Annotated in this window: 14 protein-coding genes and 1 pseudogene; all 15 read left to right on the top strand. The window is 37.0% G+C overall.

Annotated features, from left to right (window positions below; all coding sequences use genetic code 11):
• The first annotated feature begins 79 nt into the window (after positions 1-79).
• The 15 genes and pseudogenes from ACOEN1_RS03435 to lgt all read left to right on the top strand — a co-directional run bounded on the left by ACOEN1_RS03435 (position 80) and on the right by lgt (position 21,787).
• A complete protein-coding gene (locus ACOEN1_RS03435; RefSeq protein ID WP_422485028.1) occupies positions 80-2,989 on the top strand; it encodes a type I restriction endonuclease subunit R in 2,910 nt (969 codons plus the stop codon).
• A gap of 247 nt (positions 2,990-3,236) precedes the next feature.
• The gene (locus ACOEN1_RS03430) at positions 3,237-5,159 is read left to right on the top strand and encodes an ImmA/IrrE family metallo-endopeptidase (protein ID WP_422485027.1); all 1,923 of its coding nucleotides are present in this window, start codon (positions 3,237-3,239) and stop codon (positions 5,157-5,159) included.
• An 84-nt stretch (positions 5,160-5,243) separates the two neighbouring features.
• The gene (locus ACOEN1_RS03425) at positions 5,244-5,804 is read left to right on the top strand and encodes a hypothetical protein (RefSeq protein WP_422485026.1); all 561 of its coding nucleotides are present in this window, start codon (positions 5,244-5,246) and stop codon (positions 5,802-5,804) included.
• Positions 5,805-6,121: 317 nt separating this feature from the next.
• Positions 6,122-7,069 (top strand): N-6 DNA methylase, encoded by a 948-nt coding sequence (locus ACOEN1_RS03420; protein WP_422485025.1) that lies wholly within the window; start codon positions 6,122-6,124, stop codon positions 7,067-7,069.
• Positions 7,059-8,300, top strand: a complete 1,242-nt coding sequence (locus ACOEN1_RS03415) for a restriction endonuclease subunit S (protein WP_422485024.1) — start codon at positions 7,059-7,061, stop codon at positions 8,298-8,300. Before ACOEN1_RS03420 ends, ACOEN1_RS03415 begins: the two co-directional genes overlap by 11 nt.
• Positions 8,301-8,326: 26 nt before the next feature.
• The gene (locus ACOEN1_RS03410) at positions 8,327-11,563 is read left to right on the top strand and encodes a type I restriction endonuclease subunit R (protein WP_422485022.1); all 3,237 of its coding nucleotides are present in this window, start codon (positions 8,327-8,329) and stop codon (positions 11,561-11,563) included.
• 165 nt (positions 11,564-11,728) lie between these two features.
• On the top strand, positions 11,729-12,964 hold the full coding sequence (locus tag ACOEN1_RS03405; RefSeq protein WP_422485021.1) for a hypothetical protein: 1,236 nt from the start codon (positions 11,729-11,731) through the stop codon (positions 12,962-12,964).
• Between the two features lie 778 nt (positions 12,965-13,742).
• The gene (locus ACOEN1_RS03400) at positions 13,743-15,011 is read left to right on the top strand and encodes an IS1380 family transposase (RefSeq protein WP_422485020.1); all 1,269 of its coding nucleotides are present in this window, start codon (positions 13,743-13,745) and stop codon (positions 15,009-15,011) included.
• A 319-nt stretch (positions 15,012-15,330) separates the two neighbouring features.
• Positions 15,331-17,379, top strand: a complete 2,049-nt coding sequence (locus tag ACOEN1_RS03395; RefSeq protein ID WP_422485019.1) for a heavy metal translocating P-type ATPase — start codon at positions 15,331-15,333, stop codon at positions 17,377-17,379.
• 257 nt (positions 17,380-17,636) lie between these two features.
• Positions 17,637-17,732 (top strand): annotated as a pseudogene (locus ACOEN1_RS03390) (XRE family transcriptional regulator); the annotation flags it as partial.
• Positions 17,733-17,862: 130 nt separating this feature from the next.
• Positions 17,863-18,234 (top strand): iron-sulfur cluster assembly scaffold protein, encoded by a 372-nt coding sequence (locus tag ACOEN1_RS03385; RefSeq protein WP_422485018.1) that lies wholly within the window; start codon positions 17,863-17,865, stop codon positions 18,232-18,234.
• A 4-nt stretch (positions 18,235-18,238) separates the two neighbouring features.
• On the top strand, positions 18,239-19,678 hold the full coding sequence (locus ACOEN1_RS03380) for a ThiF family adenylyltransferase (protein WP_422485017.1): 1,440 nt from the start codon (positions 18,239-18,241) through the stop codon (positions 19,676-19,678).
• A 321-nt stretch (positions 19,679-19,999) separates the two neighbouring features.
• A complete protein-coding gene (locus ACOEN1_RS03375) occupies positions 20,000-20,143 on the top strand; it encodes an LDCC motif putative metal-binding protein (protein ID WP_422485016.1) in 144 nt (47 codons plus the stop codon).
• Between the two features lie 37 nt (positions 20,144-20,180).
• Complete coding sequence (locus ACOEN1_RS03370; protein WP_422485015.1) at positions 20,181-20,957, top strand: hypothetical protein; 777 nt, start codon at positions 20,181-20,183, stop codon at positions 20,955-20,957.
• Positions 20,954-21,787, top strand: coding sequence for a prolipoprotein diacylglyceryl transferase (gene lgt / locus ACOEN1_RS03365; protein WP_422485014.1), 834 nt, complete (start codon positions 20,954-20,956; stop codon positions 21,785-21,787). The genes ACOEN1_RS03370 and lgt overlap by 4 nt, the downstream gene beginning before the upstream one ends.
• Positions 21,788-21,814 lie beyond the last annotated feature (27 nt).

The raw sequence follows: 21,814 nt of genomic DNA, 5'->3' as shown, positions 1-21,814 counted from the left end.
TAAGATTGAGACATCGTCTATAAGTGGAATATTGATTTACATTAACATCTAAATGCTATTTAAGATAGGGGGAAGATCGATGTTTAACGAAGATAATACAATAGAGCAAATGGCACTTAAATCACTACAGGACAATGGCTGGAAGTACATACCCGCGGAAGAACTACCACGAAATTATTCAGATGTGATGGTAGAATCCATGGTGAAAGATGCGTTGATACGTCTCAATCCAGAGATTGCAGAAGAACCATCTAGAGCAGATGAAGTAATCTACAAGTTGCGCACAGTTATTTTGACAGTACAACCACACAATCTGATAACGCAGAATGAATTGTTTAAAAAATTAGTGTTTGAGGAGAATTCATATCCGTTTGGCAAAGATGGACGTATGATACCTATAAGATTCTTTGGAACGATGACCAAAGAAAATTTAGCGCTGAACGAATATGTTGTGACAAACCAGTGGGTATATCCTCAAAAGGAGAATGGCAAGAGACTTGATGTAGTTCTTCTTATTAATGGATTCCCCGTTGTAATCGGTGAGTTTAAGACACCAGTGCGTAATGCAATAACATGGCTTGATGCTGCAGGCGATATAGCTGCATATGAAAAAAGCATACCAGGAATGTTTGTGACAAACATATTTAACTTTGCCACAGAAGGTAAATGTTTTAGATATGGATCAGTATCTATGCCTATTGGAATGTGGGGGCCTTGGCATACGCCAGATCATAAAAGTGAAGGAAGCCTCGCTGATGTAAAAATTAGTATTGCTGATATGATTACACCTGAAAAAATAATGGATATATTTCAGTTTTTTACGGTCTTTGCAACTGATAAAAAATATCGTAAGTATAAAGTGATTTGTCGTTACCAGCAGTATGAAGGTGCAAATTTAATTGTTGATCGTGTTAAAGCAGGGTACCCAAAGCAAGGGCTTATATGGCATTTTCAAGGGTCAGGTAAGTCACTACTAATGGTTTTTGCAGCACAGAAGTTAAGAATGATCCCTGAATTAAACAATCCAACGGTTGTGATCGTTGACGACAGAATAGATCTTGAGACGCAGATTACTGCTACGTTTAATGCATCAGATATTCCTAATCTTATAAGCCTTTCTTCAAAAGAAGACTTGGAAACTTTTTTCTTAGGTGATCAAAGAAAAATAGCGATTACAACAATCTTCAAGTTTGGTGATGTTGAAAAAGAGTTAAATCGTAGAGACAACATTATTCTTATGGTTGACGAAGCTCACAGAACCCAGGAAGGTGATTTGGGTAGTAAAATGCGGTTGGCATTACCTAATGCTTTTTTCTTTGGCCTTACAGGTACTCCAATAAATCGCGTTGATAGAAATACTTTTAACACATTTGGTGCGGTTGAAGATAAGAGTGGATACATGAGCAAGTATTCTTTCTCAGATTCTATTCGTGACAATGCGACACTCCCATTGAATTTCGAACCAGTGCCTGTAGATCTTCATGTTGATAGAGAAAAGATAGATGCAGAATTTGAAGCTTTAACAGAAAACCTATCTAAAGAAGATAAAGCGGAGTTATCTAAAAGAGTCAATATGAAAGCGATTATGTATGACCGCAAACGAATCAGAAAAGTTTGTGAGCACATAGCCAAACATTACCAGGAAAAAATTGAGCCGAACGGATATAAAGGACAGGTTGTTTGTTATGACAGAACTTGCTGTCTTATGTATAAAGAAGAACTTGATAAATTACTGGGTTCTGATGCTACTACAATCGTAATGGACACAAACAATGACAAAGAGGATAAGTACAAAGAGTTTAGACGTGACAGAGATGCTGAAGGAAAAATTTTGGACAGATTCAGAGAGCCTAATGATCCATTGAAATTAGTAATTGTAACTTCAAAGCTTCTAACAGGTTTTGATGCACCAATTTTACAGGCAATGTATCTTGATAAGCCAATGAAGGATCATAATTTGTTACAGGCAATTTGTCGTACGAACAGAACCTATGATGAAGGTAAAACTCATGGCTTGATCGTTGACTATATTGGTATATTTGACAATGTAGCGACAGCCTTAGATTTTGATGAATCAAGCATGAAGAAAGTTATTACAAATATTGAAGAAGTTAAGAAACAAGTTCCAGCCTTAATGAGAAAATGCTTAAGCTACTTCATGGGAGTAGACCGAACCATAGAAGGTTGGGAAGGCTTAATAGCCGCTCAAGAATGCCTACCTAACAATAAGGTCAAAGACGAATTTGGAGCTGATTATAGAGTACTTAACAAAGCCTGGGACGCAGTGTCACCGGATCCGTTTTTAAATCCAATGAAATATGATTTTCAATGGCTTACGAGAGTATTTGAGTCTATAAAACCTACAGATGGTCGAGGTGCATTAATATGGGCTTCACTTGGTGCTAAGACATTGGAGCTTGTTCATGAAAACTTACAAGTAGGACAAGTTCATGATGATATGGAAATTCTCAAAATGGATGCAGATCTAATTGATGAATTCATTGAGAAACAAAAAGACTTGAGGAAGACAACTATTAAAGTTGAAATTGATTTAGTCGCAAAGATTCGGAAGCACAGTAATGACATCAAATTTGTTAAATTAGGCGAAAAGCTTGAGAATCTCCGTGAGAAACACGAACAGGGTTTAATAACCAGTATTGAATTTTTAAAACTGTTATTGGAACTTGCGCGGGAGGCTGCAGAAGCTGAAAAAGATGTTGTGCCTGAGGAAGAGCTAGACAAAGGAAAGGCAGCATTGACTGAGCTTTTTGATGGGGTAAGGAATTCCAAGACACCAATTATTGTTGAGCGAATTGTTGCAGACATAGATGATATCGTCAAGATTGTTCGTTTCGAAGGTTGGCAGGGAACCACAGCTGGGAAGCAGGAAGTGAAGAAAGCGCTTAGAAGTGTTGTCTGGATAAAGTATAAAATCAAGGATAAAGAAGTTTTTGACAGAGCCTATAAGTACATCGAGCAGTACTATTAATCGATAAGCAAAGTGAAGGGGTGACTTATGTCAGATGTGATTGTTTGTAAACAATACAATGGCAAATTTACTTGGAGAGAGTCTATGGGAGGCTATCCAGGCGGTAAAGACAGAGAAAATGTAGACTGTCCATATTGTGGAGAAACAGACCATTCTGTTATGATCAGCGGTATCGTTGTTGTTGAAAAAGTCGAGGATTAACCAATACTACAAGACGCTTTAAGTTTGGCAGGGGGGGTGAGATAAGGTGCAGAAGGCCTACAAATCATTCGAAGAGTATCTCGGAGATGTATATTATAACGAAATAAGTGAAGCAATAAAGGAATTCATCCATAATAAAGGGAGAACATTTGATTTTAACTCATATACTGTCTTGGACCCATCGTACATTAAGTTGAAAAATTTGTGTGTTAAAAGTATTTCTTTTTACGGTATCGAACATCGACAGATTTTCTTTAATGCAACTATTAATGCTGATGTTGTTTTAAAAGGGATGGGTAAACAAGACTATGATGCTGATATGAAGTCAAAATGGTTTATTTTATCTTTTTACGGGCATTTAATATCCGGGTTACGGAAAGTAATGATAATTGATGTTAGAGATTACAGCAGAGAAAGATTTTCCAAAGAAAATGCTTTATCAAAGTATTTGGTTCCATATATTTACTCAGAAGACCTTGATAAAGAAGCTGAGAAATTCTTACAAAGAAATTACCCTGAAGCATTAGAAAAACCGATGCCAATAGATATGGATGAGTTGTTAGATAATATGTGCCTTACAATGTATTATGCTCCTTTGCCCTCTAATATTTTTGGTATGTCAGTTTTTAATGAAATCGAAATAGAAGTGTTCGAGGAGAACATGATTGATACTCGAATAGAAGCTGTTGATATTGGGACTATTTTGGTAAATCCAGATGTGTATTTTATGCGGAATATTGGTTCTATAAACAACACAATAGTTCATGAGTGTATCCACCATGAACTTCATTCAAACTTCTTCGAACTTCAAAAGTTATTGAACTCTGATTTGAGTGCAATAAGCTGTGAAGCTGTAGAAGTTTATGGGAATGATACAGATGGTATTGACAAAGCATTACAATGGATGGAGTGGCAAGCAAACGTACTGGCACCCAGGATTATGATGCCATTAAACACAACAACTCAGAAATTAAATGAGATACTAGATTGTTTGCGTAATCAAAACCCTCTGTTACGAAATGGTGAGATTATGCAACTAGCTATTGAAGAACTTGCTAACTTTTTCAATGTGTCAAAGTTAGCCGCAAAACTACGAGCGATTGACATAGGTTTTCAACAAGCGGCTGGAACTTTTGTATATGTAGGTGGAAAGTATTACCCTCCATACTCATTCAATGATGGGACTTTAGATAAAAATCAAACTTTTGTTATTGATGAGATGAACGCATTGTATGAAGCGAGTATGTCAGAAGAACTTTCTGAGATGGTATACTCGGGTAAAGTCGTTTATGTTAACTCCATGTTCTGCATAAATGATCCTAAATATGTAATACGACATGATGACACTTTACTTGAATTGACAGAGTATGCCTTAGAACATGTTGATGAATGTTGCTTGGTTTTTGATAGAGCTAATAGAATCAGTAAGCTTTATGATGATTCATTTTATAGAAGGTGTTTTCTTTGTAGAGATGTTGATGCAGCTCCTTTTATTGAGGCAAAGTACAATCCAAAGTATAAAGATCAACAGGATGAGAAGAGTCGCTTGATGGAAACTGAAAGAATTAGTGAGTTTTCTAAAGTATTATCAGAGGAACTTATGAATATGCCTGGTAGCTTCTCTAAAACATTGGAATACCACATTAAAAGAAGGAAATTAACGAATGAAATTCTGGCAGAGAGGTCTGGATTAAGTGCAAGAATAATTAGCGACTATAGGAATAATGAGTCGCTTATAAAAGAGTTGCCTACAGTTATGGCGCTATGCATAGGGTTAAACCTACACCATTTTTATGCTGAAGATTTAATTGAAAAAGCAGGACACCAATGGAAAAAGACGCCCGAACACATGTTGTATCGGTGGCTCATAGCCTCACATTCAGACGAAACTTTGCACCAGTGGAATAAGCGCCTTGAAGATGCGGGGATTTCACAACGTCTTCCCAGCAATAAACATCGAGTGAAATAGTTTTTCATCTCATAATCTAGACTTCAAAGTGTAGAGGTTTCTTTTAAATACTCACTAATAGTATATACTAAGGAGGTTATACGATTGAGCATCAATAGCCCATATTATAGGAACTTAATAAGACGAGTAATTGATAATTCAGAAGCATCGAGTTGGGAGAGCGCTATACTTGAATGGGAAATCTACGACTGTGAAGAAGATGAAAGTCATCGTTCAGCTTGTATTTGTGGCAAGGAAGATTTAAAATATCTTTTTACAATAAAAAACGTTAAAAATCATAACAAGTTATACCCGATAGGTAGCTCATGTATAAAAAAATTTGAAAGAGATGACTTGAATCAAGAGGCATTGATAAAAGAGCAATTATTCAAGTTGCTTCATGCTATTGATAATAATGAATATATAACACTTTCTCGAGATTTCTTTTCTAGGAAGTTGTTAAAGTATCTTTATGAAAAGGGAGCCTTTAAGCCTACTAGTCATAATAATTATAATCCTGAGTTGGATTACAAATTTATGGAACAGATGTTTAATAAACGGGATAAGAGTTCTATTACCACAGCTCAAAAAAGAAAAACTACTGCGATTATAATGGCTTCAATTAAACCATTCCTAAAAGAAATATTAGATAGGAAAACTAAATAATAGCTAAAATTTATTCTGGATTAAAGCTCAACTATGAAAAAGCCGCAATTATTTTGACAAATTCAGGTAGGTATAAATGAAAAAAGAAGGTATACACTGAACCTTTTAATTTTAGCTATACTTTTTAATTATTGCTTCTGAATAAATGTAAGGGTATTCAAGTTAGATTTAATCACCAACGCGCTAATCGAAAGACTCAATATGTTAGCGATCTAATGCGTTTAGCAAGTCCGAGGATTTCTATAAATGCACTGATTTCAAGCCTTTTCCGGGGTTAAACCCAGGAGAGGGCTTTTTATTTTTGTATCAAAATCTGCATGAACATAGACCCGTGCTGCGGTTCAGGAGGAATGTTTGTACAAAGTGAAAAGTTCGTAGAGGACCATCAGGGAAAAGTGGAGCAACTATCCATATACGGTCAGGAATTAAACTCAACCACCTGGAAGCTATGTAAAATGAATCTTGCCATCAGAGGACTTGATGCCAATATTGGACCACACCATGCAGATACATTCCATCAGGATATACACAAGACCCTTAAGGCAGACTATATCCTAGCAAATCCGCCATTCAATATTAGTGACTGGGGAGGAAATAGACTAGCAGATGATGTCAGGTGGAAGTATGGTATACCACCAACAGGAAATGCCAACTATGCATGGCTACAACATATGATATTCCATATGTCTCCAAATGGATCAGCAGGAATAGTGCTTGCCAATGGATCCCTAAGTTCAAATACCTCCAATGAAGGAGAAATAAGGAAGAATCTACTAGAAAATGATCTTGTAGATGCTATTGTTGCGCTTCCAGATAGGCTATTCTATTCAACAGGAATACCAGTATCATTATGGATACTTAACAGAAACAAGAAAAGCAACCCAACATACAGAAGTAGACACCATGAAGTGCTATTTATAGATGCAAGACAGCTTGGAGAGATGATAGACAGACGCCACCGAGAATTAACTGAAGAAGATATCCAGAAGATATCGGGAACCTATCATCAGTGGAGAAACCTTGATGGAGAGTACGAGGATATCAAAGGCTTCTGCAAGTCAGCAAAGCTTGAAGAAATAAGGGGTCATGAGTATGTACTTACTCCTGGTAGATATGTTGGAATTGAGGATGTGGAGGATGACGGAATACCATTTGATGATAAGATGGTGATTATGACAGCAGAGCTGGCAGAGCTATTTGCTAAATCCAGACATCTTGAAGAAGAGATGAGGAAGAATCTTGGAGGTATCGGGTATGAGTTTTAAAGAAACTGAAATTGGGTTAATACCTCCTGAATGGAAATACGACTCTATAAGAGATTCACTCTATATTAAAGGGAGAATTGGCTGGAAAGGACTTAAAAAATCTGAGTACCTTGAACATAGTGAGTTTAGAATCATAAATGGATCAAATATAATTGAAAATAAAGTTGATTGGTTTGGTTGTGGATATATTTCGGAAGAAAGATACTTAGAGTCACCAGAAATTATACTAAGACCAAATGATATTATAATGACTAAAGATGGTACTATTGGTAAACTAGCCATTGTAAAAGAATTATCAGAACCGTCAACGGTTGCTTCAGGTTTATTTGTTATAAGAATTGAGAATAATGAGATTGATGTATATTACTTGTTCTATTACTTGACCAGTCCTTTTTTCAAGAAACTCATAAAATCAAGGACTGAGGGATCCGTAATTCCACACTTATATCAAAAAGATTTATTGGAGCTCAAATTACCATTACCTTTATTACAAGAACAAAAAGCAATAGCCCACATCCTATCAACCCTGGATGAGAAGATTGAGGTCAACAATAGAATCAATAAAACCCTTGAAGAAATGGCACAGGAAATATTCAAGCATTGGTTTGTGGACTTTGAATTCTACAATGAAGATGGAGACCCATATAAGTCCAGTGGTGGAGAAATGATTGAAAGTGAGTTTGGAATGATTCCAAAAGGATGGCAAGTGATTAACCTAGGGGAAATAATAAGCTTATCAAGTGGTAAGAGACCAAGACAAAAGCTTTCTGAAGCTTCATCTGAATTCGAGATTCCACTCGTAGGAGCAAGCTCTATTATGAGTTACACTAACGAATTTAATTATAACGAGTCTGTCTTAGTAATTGGTAGAGTTGGAACTCATGGTGTAGTTCAGAGGTATAATGATAGAATTTGGGCTTCAGATAATACTCTGGTCATAAAATCTAAGTATTACGAATATGTCTATCAAATATTAAATAGTATCGATTACTCTGCAATTAATAGAGGTTCCACACAACCATTAATAACTCAAACTGACATTAAGAAACACAAAGTATTGAAACCAGGGGAAGGCTTATTTGAAAAGTTTGAGAATCTTGTTGGGAAAAACAACAGGTTGCAATTAGTGAATCAAAAGCAGAATTCTGTGCTTGAATCCATCAGAAACACTCTATTACCCAAGCTTATGTCAGGAGAAATAAGAGTACCACTAGATACTGTTGAACAATAATCTCTGTTAAGGGAGGCTGTTAAGATATGAATTTGTTTAATGAAGATAGGCTGGAAGAATCAGTAATAGAGCTACTGCTGACAATGGGCTATGACTATGCCTTTGGACCTGACCTATCACCTGGAGGAGACTACCAGGAGAGAAAGGACCACAAGGAAGTGATTCTTCCAGGTAGAGTCAAGGAAGCCCTAAATAGAATAAACAAAGGCCTACCAGAAGAAGCTATCGATGAAGCATACAGACAGATTATTACCTTTAACAGCCCAATGCTTGAAGAGAACAACAGATACTTCCATCAGCTTATGGTGGAAGGTATTGAAGTGTCCTTTTCCCAAGGAGAACATATAAGAACAAAGAGAGCATACATAATAGACTTTGAGAATCCAGACAACAATGATCTCCTTGCAGTAAATCAGCTTACAGTAATAGAGAACGAATCCAGAAGACCAGATCTAATAGTCTTTGTTAATGGAATACCACTCGTTGTAATGGAGCTTAAGTCAGCAATAGATGAAAACGTGGGGATAGAAAGCGCATACAATCAGATCCAGACATACAAGAAGGATATTCCATCACTTTTCAATTACAATGCCTTCTGCATCCTATCAGACGGTATCAATGCCAAGGTAGGAACAATAACATCAACCTATGAGTGGTTTATGAACTGGAGAACAAAGGATGGAATAAATATTGAGCCACTATCAGAACCACAGTTTGAGGTGTTGATACATGGAGTCCTTAAGAAGGAGGCTCTTCTTGATATAATCCAAAGCTTTATTCTATTCCAAGAATCAAGGGATGCTGATTTTGATATAGAAGGAAAGAAGCTTGGAGATAAGAAGACAATAGTAAAGATCCTAGCAGGATATCATCAGTATTATGCTGTTAAAAAGGCAGTTGAAAAGACAAAGCTTGCCATAAGTGAACAGGGAGACAGGAAGATTGGTGTAATATGGCATACTCAAGGATCAGGAAAGAGCTTTTCCATGGTATTCTATACAGCAAACCTTATCAAGGAATTGAACAACCCGACGATAGTAGTGATAACAGATAGAAATGACCTTGATGATCAGTTGTTTTCAACCTTTAGCAAATCCAAAGAGATACTAAGACAAACTCCTCTACAGGCAGATGTGAGGAGACTTTCTGATGCACAAAAGTCAGCCAAGACAAATGGCAACAGTTCAGATACAAATGGACTCTATGATCTCCTCAATGAAAGAGAATCAGGAGGAATCATATTTACAACAATCCAGAAATTCAGCCCTGATGAAGGTGAAATGAAAGTACTTACAGATAGAAGAAACGTAATTGTAATAGCAGATGAAGCCCATAGAAGCCAGTATGGACTAAAGGCAAAGGCAGATACAAAGACAGGTGAAATCTCCTATGGCTATGCCAAGTACATAAGAGATGCACTACCCAATGCATCCTTTATTGGATTTACAGGTACACCAATAGACCTTGAGGACAAATCCACAACAGGAGTATTTGGACAGACCATAGATACATATGATATGACTCAGGCTGTTGAAGACGAAGCAACAGTAAGGATCTACTACGAAAACAGGATCATTAAACTTGAAACAGATGATGAAGAGCTTGGTAAACTGGATGAAGAGTTTGAAGAGATAACCGAAGGTCAAGAAGACAATCTAAGAGATAAGACAAGATCAAAATGGTCAAGACTTGAAGCAGTGGTAGGATCACCAAACAGAATAAAAAAGCTTGCAGAAGATATTGTAAAGCATTATGAAGAAAAGACAAAAGCCATAGAAGGTAAGGCAATGATAGTAGGCATGAGCAGAAGAATCTGTGCTGAACTCTATGATGAAATAGTAGCCCTTAGACCAAGCTGGCATAGTGAAGACCTGGATAAGGGAAAGATAAAGGTAGTAATGACAGGAAGCGCCGCAGATCCTGCAAAGATACAACAACACGTAGGAGGCAAACAGAGAAGAGACCTTCTAGCCAAGAGGATGAAGGATAACAATGATGAACTGAAGCTTGTAATAGTAAGGGACATGTGGCTTACTGGTTTTGACGTGCCATCGTTGCATACAATGTATATTGACAAACCAATGAGAAGTCATAACCTGATGCAGGCAATAGCAAGGGTAAACAGAGTCTTTAAGGAAAAATCAGGAGGAGTGGTTGTTGATTACATCGGAATTCTCCAAAGCCTCAAGGAAGCCTTGAATCAATATACATCAAAGGACAGAAGAAACACAGGCATAGATACAGGTGTTGCAATACAGATAATGGTTGAGAAATTGGAGATCCTTAGGGACATGATGCATGGCTACAACTATTCAGCCTTCTGGGGAGACTCACAGCTTAAAAGAGCAAGAACCATTGTAGGTGGAATGGACCACATTCTTGGAAAGTCAGAAGAAGACCAGAAGGAATTCAAGAAGATTACCCTTGAACTGGGAAAAGCTCATGCACTGTGCGCTGCTTCCAAGGAAGGAATAAAGTACAATCTTGAAGTCAGCTACTTTAAGGCAGTTAAAGCTAGCATGGTAAAGCTTCAAGGTGGAGGACCAACTCTATCGAAAGCAGAGATAGATGCTAGGATCAATCAGATGTTACAGAGAAGCATAATCTCAGAAGAAGTAATAGACGTATTCGGAGTCATGAACATGGAACGCCCAGAGATATCGATACTGTCAGAAGACTTCCTTAACGAGATAAGGAATATGAACCAAAAGAATCTTGCAGTAGAAATGCTAAGAAAATTACTTGAAGGAAAGATCAAGACCATAGAGAGAACCAATGTTGTCAAATCAGAGAAGTTCTCAGAGAAGCTCACACGAGCCCTTAACAAGTACAGAAACCAGGCACTTACAAATGCAGAAGTACTTGAAGAACTTATCAAGATGGCTCATGAGATTAAGGCATCTCAGGATGAGGAGAACAAACTTGGACTTTCAGAAAATGAAGTAGCCTTCTATTATGCACTTACCTCCGATGAAAGAGTAAAGGAAATGATGGAAGACGAGGTATTGAAAGAAATAGCTCATGAACTAACCCAAGCAATAAGGAACAATATCACCATCGACTGGAGCATACGAAAAAGTTCAAGGGCATCAATGAGAAGTATCATAAAGAGATTGCTTAAGAAGTATGGTTATCCACCAGATAAGACAATCCAAGCCATGACTACAGTGATGAGACAGGCTGAGAAGATGGCAGGTATTGCGTATGAGGAGGTTGACTTCAGTCATGAGATGGTTGCAGATGAAGATGAAGTGGAGTATTAAATAGAATCTACGCAAATGGACGATTAAGTATTTAAAATCCAAAAGGGTAGTAGACTAAATACCTTAGTAACTAATGAAACAATCAACAGTGAGCTGCTATAAGTAAGTTTTAAATCTTAAATGGGAATAACTTGTAAATCTAACGGGGCAAAAGGAGGTAGAAGGATGGTATCATTAATAGAAAGGTTTGAAACTCATGAGATGCATGAAACAACAGGAATTGTGCAACAGAAAATAGAACAACTTAGAGAAATTGAATTTGATGCTGGCAGTATGGATTATATTGATAGAATGGATGCAGTTGTTAGCTATACTACTAGAGTTTTTGATAATGTGGATCCGTATTTGGTACCAATTGCACATATGAACAATATCAATAAGTACTTTAAAGAAGTAAATCAAATAGCCAGTTCATTGATTGAGGACAAGATTGTTTCTCGATTCAACAATTTAAATTTATCTATAGAAAATGCCCTAATTCATGTTAATTACATAAATTCACTGAGTACAAGTGAAGACCTTACAGGATTAAGAGAAGATATTACATCTATTAGAAGGTCCATATCTGCATTTAGGGGAAGCATTGAGAGAGAGCATAAAAAATCTATAGATGAGTTAATGAAAGAAAAGGAAGAACTTCATGATAGCTTAACAGATTTGAATACCAAAATTGAGAGTGAAAAACTTAGAATAGACAATTTCATTGATAACGGACAAAAAACAATAAATAGTTTCCAAAATAAGTATCTAGAGGCTTCCGAAACTAGATCAAAAGATTTTATATCTTCAATAGACGAATACAGCGGTAAATTTGAAGAATTTATGAGAAAAACCAACGAAGAAAAGGATTATTACATGAATTCTTTAGATGAACATCGAGAAGAAGTGGAAAACATAGTCGGAGCTTTGTCTATAAATGGATTAGCCAGTGGATTTAAAAAAGAAGCTGATACGGAGAGATGGAATAGATGGATTTGGCACGTAGCAACTTTAGGATTCATAATTGCACTAATTTACTTTTCAATAGATTTCGTTAATTCATTTAGATCAATGGATTCAGTTTCTGCAGAGATAAGTTGGGCTTTAGTTTTCGCTAGACTGATAGTTGTTTCTGCTTTAGGTACTGCATTTGGATATTGCGCAAAACAAGCATCGACTCATTCAAAGAATGAACGATATAATCGATTGATGCAACTTGAACTTGCCTCAATCAATTCATACTTAGCAAATATGCCAGAGGCAACCCAGTATGAAATAAAAGAGCTACTTACAGAAAGATTATTTGGGAAAGCTGAAGTGGTACTCAAAGAAAGTTTTGTTAATGATAGCAAAGATGAGAAGGGCTTGTTTATTACTCAAGATTGGTTAAGAGATATGGTGAAATTAATAAATAAGAATTAATTGTAGTCTTATATGTAGTTTTTACTGAGCAAAACCTGAATCTAATGATTTATGCAACACAGAATCGGTGGAGTAGGAGAGGAATAGGTTTATAACTGATACAGTATTTTAACGCTTTGGTTAACCGAAAGATATTTACTATCGGCTACCTTGAAAAAACCAAGCATTAAGTGTATAACCGGAGCAATAGATGGAGCAGTAAGCATGATATAGTTTGATAAAGGATAGTACAATTCAATACTTGAGATTTCCCGAAGCTATTTTCATCATCCAGAAGAAGTACAAAATAAGACAATTTACCACTAATTAATACAGGATGATAAAGCCCAGAGATGTTGAAAAATAGAGGAAATGCACTCTTCGAACCAGTTGGTCGGGGGTTCGAATCCCTCTGGGCGTACCATTTACATAATTAGCTAGAATTTAAAGAACAGTGTAATTTCATTTTAGCCAATAATTAGCCACAACGAAATAAATACCATTAACAAGAGCCTCAACCTAGGATAAAGTGGGTGAGGCTCTTGCAGTTTTTGATACTTAAGATCCAGTTCATCATTAGACAAACCTAGCAAGAAGTTTCAATATGTACATTACCTAGATTCCACGCGTAATGAAACCAAATAGTCCTATAAGCAAGTATTTATAATGATTAAGCTAAACCCGGTCTTTCACCCAATGGGTGAAAGAAATTAACAACAGAAACACACTATTTATATGTTTTTTGCCTTGTTCATTGGGTAAGAATATAACAATAGAAACACTGCGAAGGAGCTGGCTAATGATTAATAAAATTGATTTCAGTGCTAAGAATCTAACCTCAAATGCAGGACTTTTCCTTCTGCTAGAGAATGCAAAAAACAATGCCATTTTTGAGACGATTGAAAAAGATCTCGTTTTTGAGAGTGACTCTGTGAACAAAATCAAAATGAATCATATTAAGACCATGCTTTGCGGTCATTTCATAGGAATAGATAAGCTCGAACGGTTGAAGCTCCTAAAAAGCGGTCCCCTGGTTCGTGAATTTGATATCTCTGTAAAAGAACCTGAAACAATATCAAGGTTTTTGGGGAAATTCAACTTTAAGACAACACAAATGTTCAGAGAAATCAACTTCAAAGGGTTCAAAAAACTACTTTTGAAAAGCAAAATGACATCCATCACGATTGATATTGATAGCAGTGTTGTAAATGTCGAAGGGCATCAAGAAGGCGCTAGCAAAGGATACAATCCTAAAAAGCTCGGCAATAGATGTTACAATATCCAGTTCGCATTTTGCGATGAACTTAAAGCATATATCACTGGGTTTGTTAGAAGTGGAAATACTTACACTGCAAATGGTGCTGCTGAACTGATTAAAGAAATTGTAGCCACCCTAAAGACAGATGAATTGGAGATCTTTTTTCGAATGGATAGTGGTTACTTCGATGAAGAAATCATTGAAACAATCGAGTCTCTTGGTTGCAAATACTTAATCAAAGCTAAAGCCTATACGACGCTTGTATCTCAACTATCAAATTCATCTGCAAAGTTTGTTAAAGGTACAGAAGGCAGAGAAACTTCAGAACTGTTTATAAAGCCAAATAAGTGGGAGAAAAGCAGACGGTTTGTCGTATCTCGCGTACTAAAACCAGAAAAAAAGAGAGCGCAATTATCACTTTTAGAAGGCTCTGAGTACGACTATTTTTTCTTTGTGACAAATACAAAACTACTGTCAGAAGCCGTGGTTATCACCTATGAAAAGCGTGGCAATGCTGAAAATTATATCAAAGAAGCTAAATACGACATGGCGGTGGGCCACCTTTTGCTAAAATCATTCTGGGCTAACGAAGCGGTATTTCAAATGATGATGCTCTCATACAACTTGTTTTTGTTATTCAAATTTGATTACCTTGACGTCTCTGAGTACAGACAGCAGATAAAAACATTTCGCTTGAAATATGTGTTTCTTGCTGCCAAGATTATCAAAACGGCTAGATCTGTGATTATGAAGATGTCTGAAAAATATCCTTATCGGGAAGTGTATGAAAAATGCTTATGCTACCTTTAGTAAAAAACAACAGGACACCTTTACAATCACTTGAAATAATAGAAAAAGTGGTTTATTAATCGAACTTACAATTGTGATTCTTCTGTGACAAATGGGTATGCTATTAGAAATTGAGAGAAATTGAGTTGAGAAAGGAGCTGAAAAATGTTAAAATGCACAAGTAACTACTTGAATTCCTCGTAAGACATATGGAATAGCGAATTTAGATGCACTTTGAAAAACGACGTGGAATTTAGGTTATAATTATCTCATTGAAGTATAGAGGCGCTCAACAGTCTTTCAAGTTCACGGAATGTATGATTTTACAAGGAGGCCAATAATGAATAAAAAAGATAACAATCTTAAAGATGGAAATATGGACCACAGCAAGATGGACCATAGCAAGATGGACCATAGCAACATGGATCATGATCGTGGTGCAATGGGAGGGCACGCCCACCACCATCATGGTAGTTTCAAGGAAATTTTCTTGAAATCACTCCCATTGGGAATTGCAATCTTATTTATTACTCCCTTGATGGATATTCAATGGCCTTTCCAAATCATCTTTCCTTATGCAGACGTTGTAGCAGCTGTCTTGGCAACAATTCTGTATCTTTATGGCGGGAAACCTTTCTACATGGGTGCGAAGGATGAGTTTATGTCAAAAGCACCCGGCATGATGTCCTTGATTACTTTGGGAATAACGGTTTCCTATGTGTATAGTGTTTACGCAGTGGCCGCTCGATATGTGACCGGCGAACATGTAATGGACTTCTTCTTTGAGTTTTCAACTTTAATTTTAATTATGTTATTTGGACATTGGATTGAAATGAAGGCATTGGGTGAAGCTGGAAATGCGCAAAAAGCTCTAGCAGAATTGTTGCCCAAAGACGCTCATGTTGTTTTAGAAGATGATTCGATTGGAACTCGCCCTGTGTCTGAACTTCAAGTTGGAGATGTTATCCGAGTTCAAGCAGGAGAAAATGTTCCAGCTGATGGTATTATTATTCGCGGAGAATCCCGTGTAAACGAGTCTCTCTTAACGGGTGAATCTAAGCCAATCGAAAAGAATATTAAAGATCAAGTCATTGGTGGATCAACAAATGGTAGTGGTGTTCTATATGTAGAAGTAACAGAAACAGGCGATAAGTCCTTTATCTCGCAAGTACAAACATTAATTAACCAAGCACAAAGTCAGCCTTCTCGAGCAGAGAATTTGGCCCATAAAGTAGCTAGCTGGTTGTTCTACATTGCAGTAATAGCAGCTTTAATCGCTCTAGTAGCCTGGATGATCATTGCAGATTTACCTACAGCCGTTATCTTTACTGTAACGACGTTAGTTATTGCCTGCCCACATGCTTTGGGTCTTGCAATTCCTTTGGTAGTATCACGTAGTACTAGTTTGGGTGCGAGCCGAGGATTACTAGTTAAAAATAGAGAAGCGTTGGAATTAGCTACTAAAGCGGATGTCATGGTATTGGATAAGACGGGTACATTAACGACGGGAGAATTTAAGGTCCTGAACGTTACACATTTGAGCGGTGCCTATACACAAGAAGAAATTATTGTCTTAATGGCCGGCATCGAAGGAGGCTCTAGTCATCCAATTGCCCAATCGATCGTCCAGCATGCAGAAAAGAACGGTCTCAGCCCTGTATACTTTGATTCCATTGAAGTTATTTCAGGTGCAGGAGTAGAAGGCGAAGCCAATGGTCACCGTTATCAATTGATTAGCCAAAAATCATATGGAAAAACGTTGGATATGGAAACGCCGAAAGGCGCCACAGTGAGCATACTCGTCGAAAATGGCGAAGCAATCGGCGCCGTTGCATTGGGAGATGAACTAAAGGAAAGCAGTCGAGATTTAATCCAAGCGCTGAAAAAGTACGGAATCGAGCCGATCATGGCCACCGGTGATAACGAAAATGCTGCACAAGGAGTGGCGGAAGAGCTAGGCATTCAATATAGAGCAAACCAATTTCCCGAAGATAAATACAATCTAATCGAGTCCATGAAAAATCAAGGCCAGACGGTTATCATGGTAGGAGATGGCGTCAATGATGCACCCTCTCTTGCTTTGGCAGATGTGGGCGTGGCCATTGGGGCCGGGACGCAAGTGGCCCTGGATTCTGCCGACATCATTCTGACCCAATCAGATCCGGGAGATATCGAATCCTTCATTGAATTGTCCCGAAATACCACCCGTAAGATGAAGCAAAATCTTGTCTGGGGAGCGGGTTATAACTTTATTGCTATCCCGATAGCCGCTGGTATTTTGGCTCCTATCGGAATAACTTTGAGCCCCGCGCTTGGAGCAGTATTCATGTCCCTCTCCACTGTTATCGTTGCGATCAATGCAATGCTTTTGAGATTAGACCCGAAATAAAACGAAGCAGGAACAAAAAAACACTGGCTGGTGTGCTGTACAAGGATATACGTACACCCACGGATTTCCGAGAAAAAACAGGACTCCATCATTTTAATCTGGACCTGATTTCAAGGACAATATCGGATAGTAATTCTTAACACAATTTTACCCGCAGCTCTTTTTATTGAGTTGCGGGTTTTCAATTTGTAAACATTCAATTGTTATTTGAAACCAAATGGTTTACAATATTTCTATTGAGGCATGGAGGGACTATTATGAAAACCTCGGACATGATACGACGGCTATGTGAACAAATGAATATCAGTGTCTCCGAACTGGCTAGACGCTTAGATCAGTCGCCACAGAACTTCGGCATTACTATTATTTCTCATTAAAATCATCATATTTGACACCTAATTATTTTCAATGCTATTATAATACTCAAATAATGAAATAAACAGCTTAGCTTTAGTTATAATTCAATCATGGGAGGTTAGACAATTGTACAATGATAATGTTTTAGATCACTTATCTAATCCAAGAAATGTAGGAGAAATTATAGATGCAGACGGAATAGGACATGTTGGCAACCCACTGGATGGAGACAAAATAACAATTTATATCGTAGTTTCTGATGACGATATTTTAACTGATGCAAAGTTTAAGACCTTTGGCTGCGGTGCGGCAATAGCTGCCAGTAGCATGGTCACTGTAATGGCTAAAGGAAAATCAATTAGGGATGCACTCCAGATAAAAAACGAAAATGTAGCTGAAGCCCTTGGTGGTTTGCCAGAACGAAAAATGAAATGCTCAAATATAGCTGCTGATGCTCTACACGAGGCTATAGTTGATTATAAGAGTAGGAGGCGGTGATCATATGATTTTAAATAAGGATCAGATAAATAGATATATGAGGCATATTATTATGCCAGAGATAAGTGGACAGGGTCAGAAAAGAATAAATGAGTCCGCTATACTCATTTATTCAGAAACAGTAAAGGATGCGCTTCCCCTGGTTCTTTATTTGGCTGCATCTGGTATAGGACATATTTTTTGCGATTTTGATGATAAGGACTATTATGAATCACTTTTTTTTAGTGCGAAAGACTTGAATGGGGATATTTCAATTGAGCTTATAAATAAAAAATCGCCCCATGAAGTGGAGAATTCTGAAAAAGTTTGTAGGATTATTCTAGGTAGTCTGGGATTTGTAAGCAAAATCATGAATAATGCAGTGTACTATGAAAATGAAAATGTCTTTATTCCATCTATTATAGCTGTACCAAATCAATGGAGAGGCTTGCTGCAGACATTTGATATTTATGATGCTTATAAAGAATTTGCTTTGACAATGTCAGAAAGTAAATTTCCTGAGCGGACAGCTGAGGGAACTGTTTCGAAATCATTTTTAGGAACACTATGTGCAATTGAAGTTATTAAGCTAGTTTTGAGAATAGGTGAGTTGAATAAGAATTCACTCTACTTTGATCTCTTGCATATGGAGTTTGTAGAAGCTGAAGCTGTTGAAACAGGTTTGTTTTTAGATAGAACTGCAGAGTGTAAAGATAATGATTGGTCAAAGACAAGAGGGAAGATAAATAATCTCAAGGTCCTTATTGTAGGGGCTGGAGGCCTTGGATCCCCTGTGGCCCTTGCGTTGTCGATGGTTGGTATTGGAACCATTGGTTTAGTGGATTATGACACAGTAGAGATTAGTAATCTTAATCGACAAATACTTCACTCGACATCTCGCATTGGTCAATCCAAGGTTAAATCGGCGGAAGTTTTCTTGAAAAGTATAAATCCTCAGATAGATATTGTTTTGCATAAGGACAGGTTAAGCAGGGACAATGCCAAGGATATAATAAGAAATTATGATATTGTAGTTGATGGACTTGATAATTTCCCAACACGATACCTGTTAAATGATGCATGCTTTTTTATGAACAAGCCCATGATTGAAGCAGGAGTATTGAGGTTCAGTGGTCTGAGCACTACAATTATTCCAAGAGAAGGTCACTGCTACCGCTGTCTTATGCCGGAAATGCCTCAACAAGGAAGCGGACAATCCTGTGAGGAATCAGGTATTTTAGGACCAGTACCTGGAGTGATGGGGTCCATACAAGCTGCTGAAGCAATTAAGATTGCTGCAGGAATTGGAACAACATTAAGGGATAGAATTCTTTATTTTGATGCCCTGAATACTAAGTTTACACTTATTGATTTAGACAAGAATTCATATTGCCCCTTATGTGGCGATAAGCCAATCATAGATTCACTTCAAGAGTATGACCAAAGCTGTGATAGTATGTCTTAATAAATTGTTTTACAAAGAATAGATTTATTTCAGATATTTAGAATCTTATTGATAAGCCTCATCTGGTATTAACCAGTGAGGTTTTTTTGTGTTCTTAACTGTAGCAAATACTACAATCTCCTGTTTGATATGACACATCCTAGAAAGTTCCCATAGGCTTAAAGGCAGTAAAATAGACAATTTATAATTTGGCACGCTATTTGCAATTATATAATGATAGATAAAATTAGTTGGAGGGAGGTCAGTGTGTGTAGAGTTTTCATAAGAAATGATGGTAAGCTAGGGAAATATTGTTAATCAGTCAATTTGGAGGGAAGAGCTATGAAAAAGAAGATAAAGGAATGGCTTAAAAAATTAGAGGAAGCTAATAAGGAAGAGTTTGGGAATAAACCTTTGGATTGTTGTACAGTGGGAAGAGACAAGAAAAATGTTAACACAACTAAATCATCAACTAAGAGTAAGTAGTGAGTACTAAAATGTCAAAGATAATGATGGAGGGAAAATGAAGAGACCATTTTTTATAACGACAATATTGTTAATTACTGTGATATTTGTGGGTATTTGGGTAGTTTCTGGAAATGCAGATATAACAAATGAGACATTGGCAGGTAATGAGCAAGATGAACCAGCAAGTGATAAAGAAGAGCTTATAGCAGACCAGGATGGAGTAATCCAAGATGAGGAAGAGATCATTGAAGATCAAGAAAATCAAGTTGTTATAGAGGAACAAGAAAAAGCTATAAAAGATGAAGTGATTGCTGAGTATAAGGATGAATTAGATCAAGATGTCATTGCAGATCAAGAAAAATCAAATATGGATACAGCTGCACAGGATATGGAAGAAGTAATTGATTGGAATGAGAGTAGTGCTGATCAAACATTGAGTGAAGACTTGGTAGCCAGATTTGATAGAAAAAATAACATTGATATGGGAGTAGTGTACAGTAACTTAATTGAAGATAATGAAGAATTCATGATCTTTAGAATAACATTAAACAATCATTTTATTAACCTGGAAACAATCAAATACGATGAATTGGCTATTTTGAGCTTCGGGGATGGGACCATAATAGATGATGGCTTCATTTGGGACTCGACCAGTCAAGGACATCATGTATCAGGATTGCTGAAACTACCCAAAACTTATCTAAATCAAGACACTGATATATCAGACTTGGGTAGTGTTCAACTTGATTTTGAAGGCATAGGTGGACCTGAGAAGATGACATTTAAGTGGGAAAGGGATGTTATAGACCTTGGGAAAGGAAAAAGTAAATGAAGACAATATTTAGCTTTGGACATTATTCAATGAATGCATTTGGAATGTTTATAGGTTTAGGAATAGTACTGGGTGTCTTGGTAGCAATTAAGGAAGCAAAAAGAAAAAAATATTCAACAGATGCAATTACAGATTTGATGATGTATGCAGTTATTTTTGGAATAGTAGGGGCAAGGTTGTATTATGTTTTGGTATTCAACTTGGAGTATTATTTAACTAACCCAGGTAAAATCATAGCAGTATGGGATGGCGGTCTATCCATTCAAGGGGCTTTGATTGGTGGAGCTTTAGTTTCCTTGATTTATGCTAGGGTCAAGAAGATTAATTTGTGGAGAGCAGCTGATATAATGGCGCCAGGGATTATTCTAGGACAAGCAATAGGAAGAGTAGGCTGTGATGTATTTGGATATGCAATGAAGAATGAATATTTCTGGGGAATCTTTAGGAATGGTCAAGTGCTACACCCAACTCAAATGTATGAGTCAATGCTGAATTTTATATTGTTTGGAGTAATATGGGCTAGAAGAAAATCTGTTAAATATGATGGACAACTGTTTTTCACCTACCTGATTGGTTTCTCAATCAATAGGTTCATTGTTGAATTCTTCAGAACTAACCCCATATTCATAGAACCATTCACAGTAGCCCATGCGACCAGCATAGGATTAATTCTAATTTCTTTTATATCTTTGAAATTATTGAGTACCAGATATAAAGACAATGAAGAAGTAGAGGACAAGAAGTATAGTATATCAACAAAAGAAGTGTTATTGATTCTAGTGATGATGATTGCTTCAATTCTGATCTACTATAATTGGATATGGAGCTAGGCATCGTTGCTGGGATAAAGATAATGG

Source organism: Gudongella sp. DL1XJH-153 (genome assembly GCF_049310905.1).
In the GTDB taxonomy this organism is placed as follows: Bacteria; Bacillota; Clostridia; order Tissierellales; family Tissierellaceae; genus Gudongella.
The sequence above is the reverse complement of the archived record's forward strand: the minus strand, read 5'-3'. Positions and strand labels throughout refer to the sequence as shown.

Coding starts and splice junctions, on each gene's coding strand:
- ACOEN1_RS03380 (WP_422485017.1), top strand. CDS start 18,239: ATGATTTTAAATAAGGATCAGATAAATAGATATATGAGGCATATTATT.
- ACOEN1_RS03410 (WP_422485022.1), top strand. CDS start 8,327: ATGAATTTGTTTAATGAAGATAGGCTGGAAGAATCAGTAATAGAGCTA.
- ACOEN1_RS03415 (WP_422485024.1), top strand. CDS start 7,059: ATGAGTTTTAAAGAAACTGAAATTGGGTTAATACCTCCTGAATGGAAA.
- ACOEN1_RS03420 (WP_422485025.1), top strand. CDS start 6,122: ATGAACATAGACCCGTGCTGCGGTTCAGGAGGAATGTTTGTACAAAGT.
- lgt (WP_422485014.1), top strand. CDS start 20,954: ATGAAGACAATATTTAGCTTTGGACATTATTCAATGAATGCATTTGGA.
- ACOEN1_RS03370 (WP_422485015.1), top strand. CDS start 20,181: ATGAAGAGACCATTTTTTATAACGACAATATTGTTAATTACTGTGATA.
- ACOEN1_RS03375 (WP_422485016.1), top strand. CDS start 20,000: ATGAAAAAGAAGATAAAGGAATGGCTTAAAAAATTAGAGGAAGCTAAT.
- ACOEN1_RS03435 (WP_422485028.1), top strand. CDS start 80: ATGTTTAACGAAGATAATACAATAGAGCAAATGGCACTTAAATCACTA.
- ACOEN1_RS03400 (WP_422485020.1), top strand. CDS start 13,743: ATGATTAATAAAATTGATTTCAGTGCTAAGAATCTAACCTCAAATGCA.
- ACOEN1_RS03405 (WP_422485021.1), top strand. CDS start 11,729: ATGGTATCATTAATAGAAAGGTTTGAAACTCATGAGATGCATGAAACA.
- ACOEN1_RS03395 (WP_422485019.1), top strand. CDS start 15,331: ATGAATAAAAAAGATAACAATCTTAAAGATGGAAATATGGACCACAGC.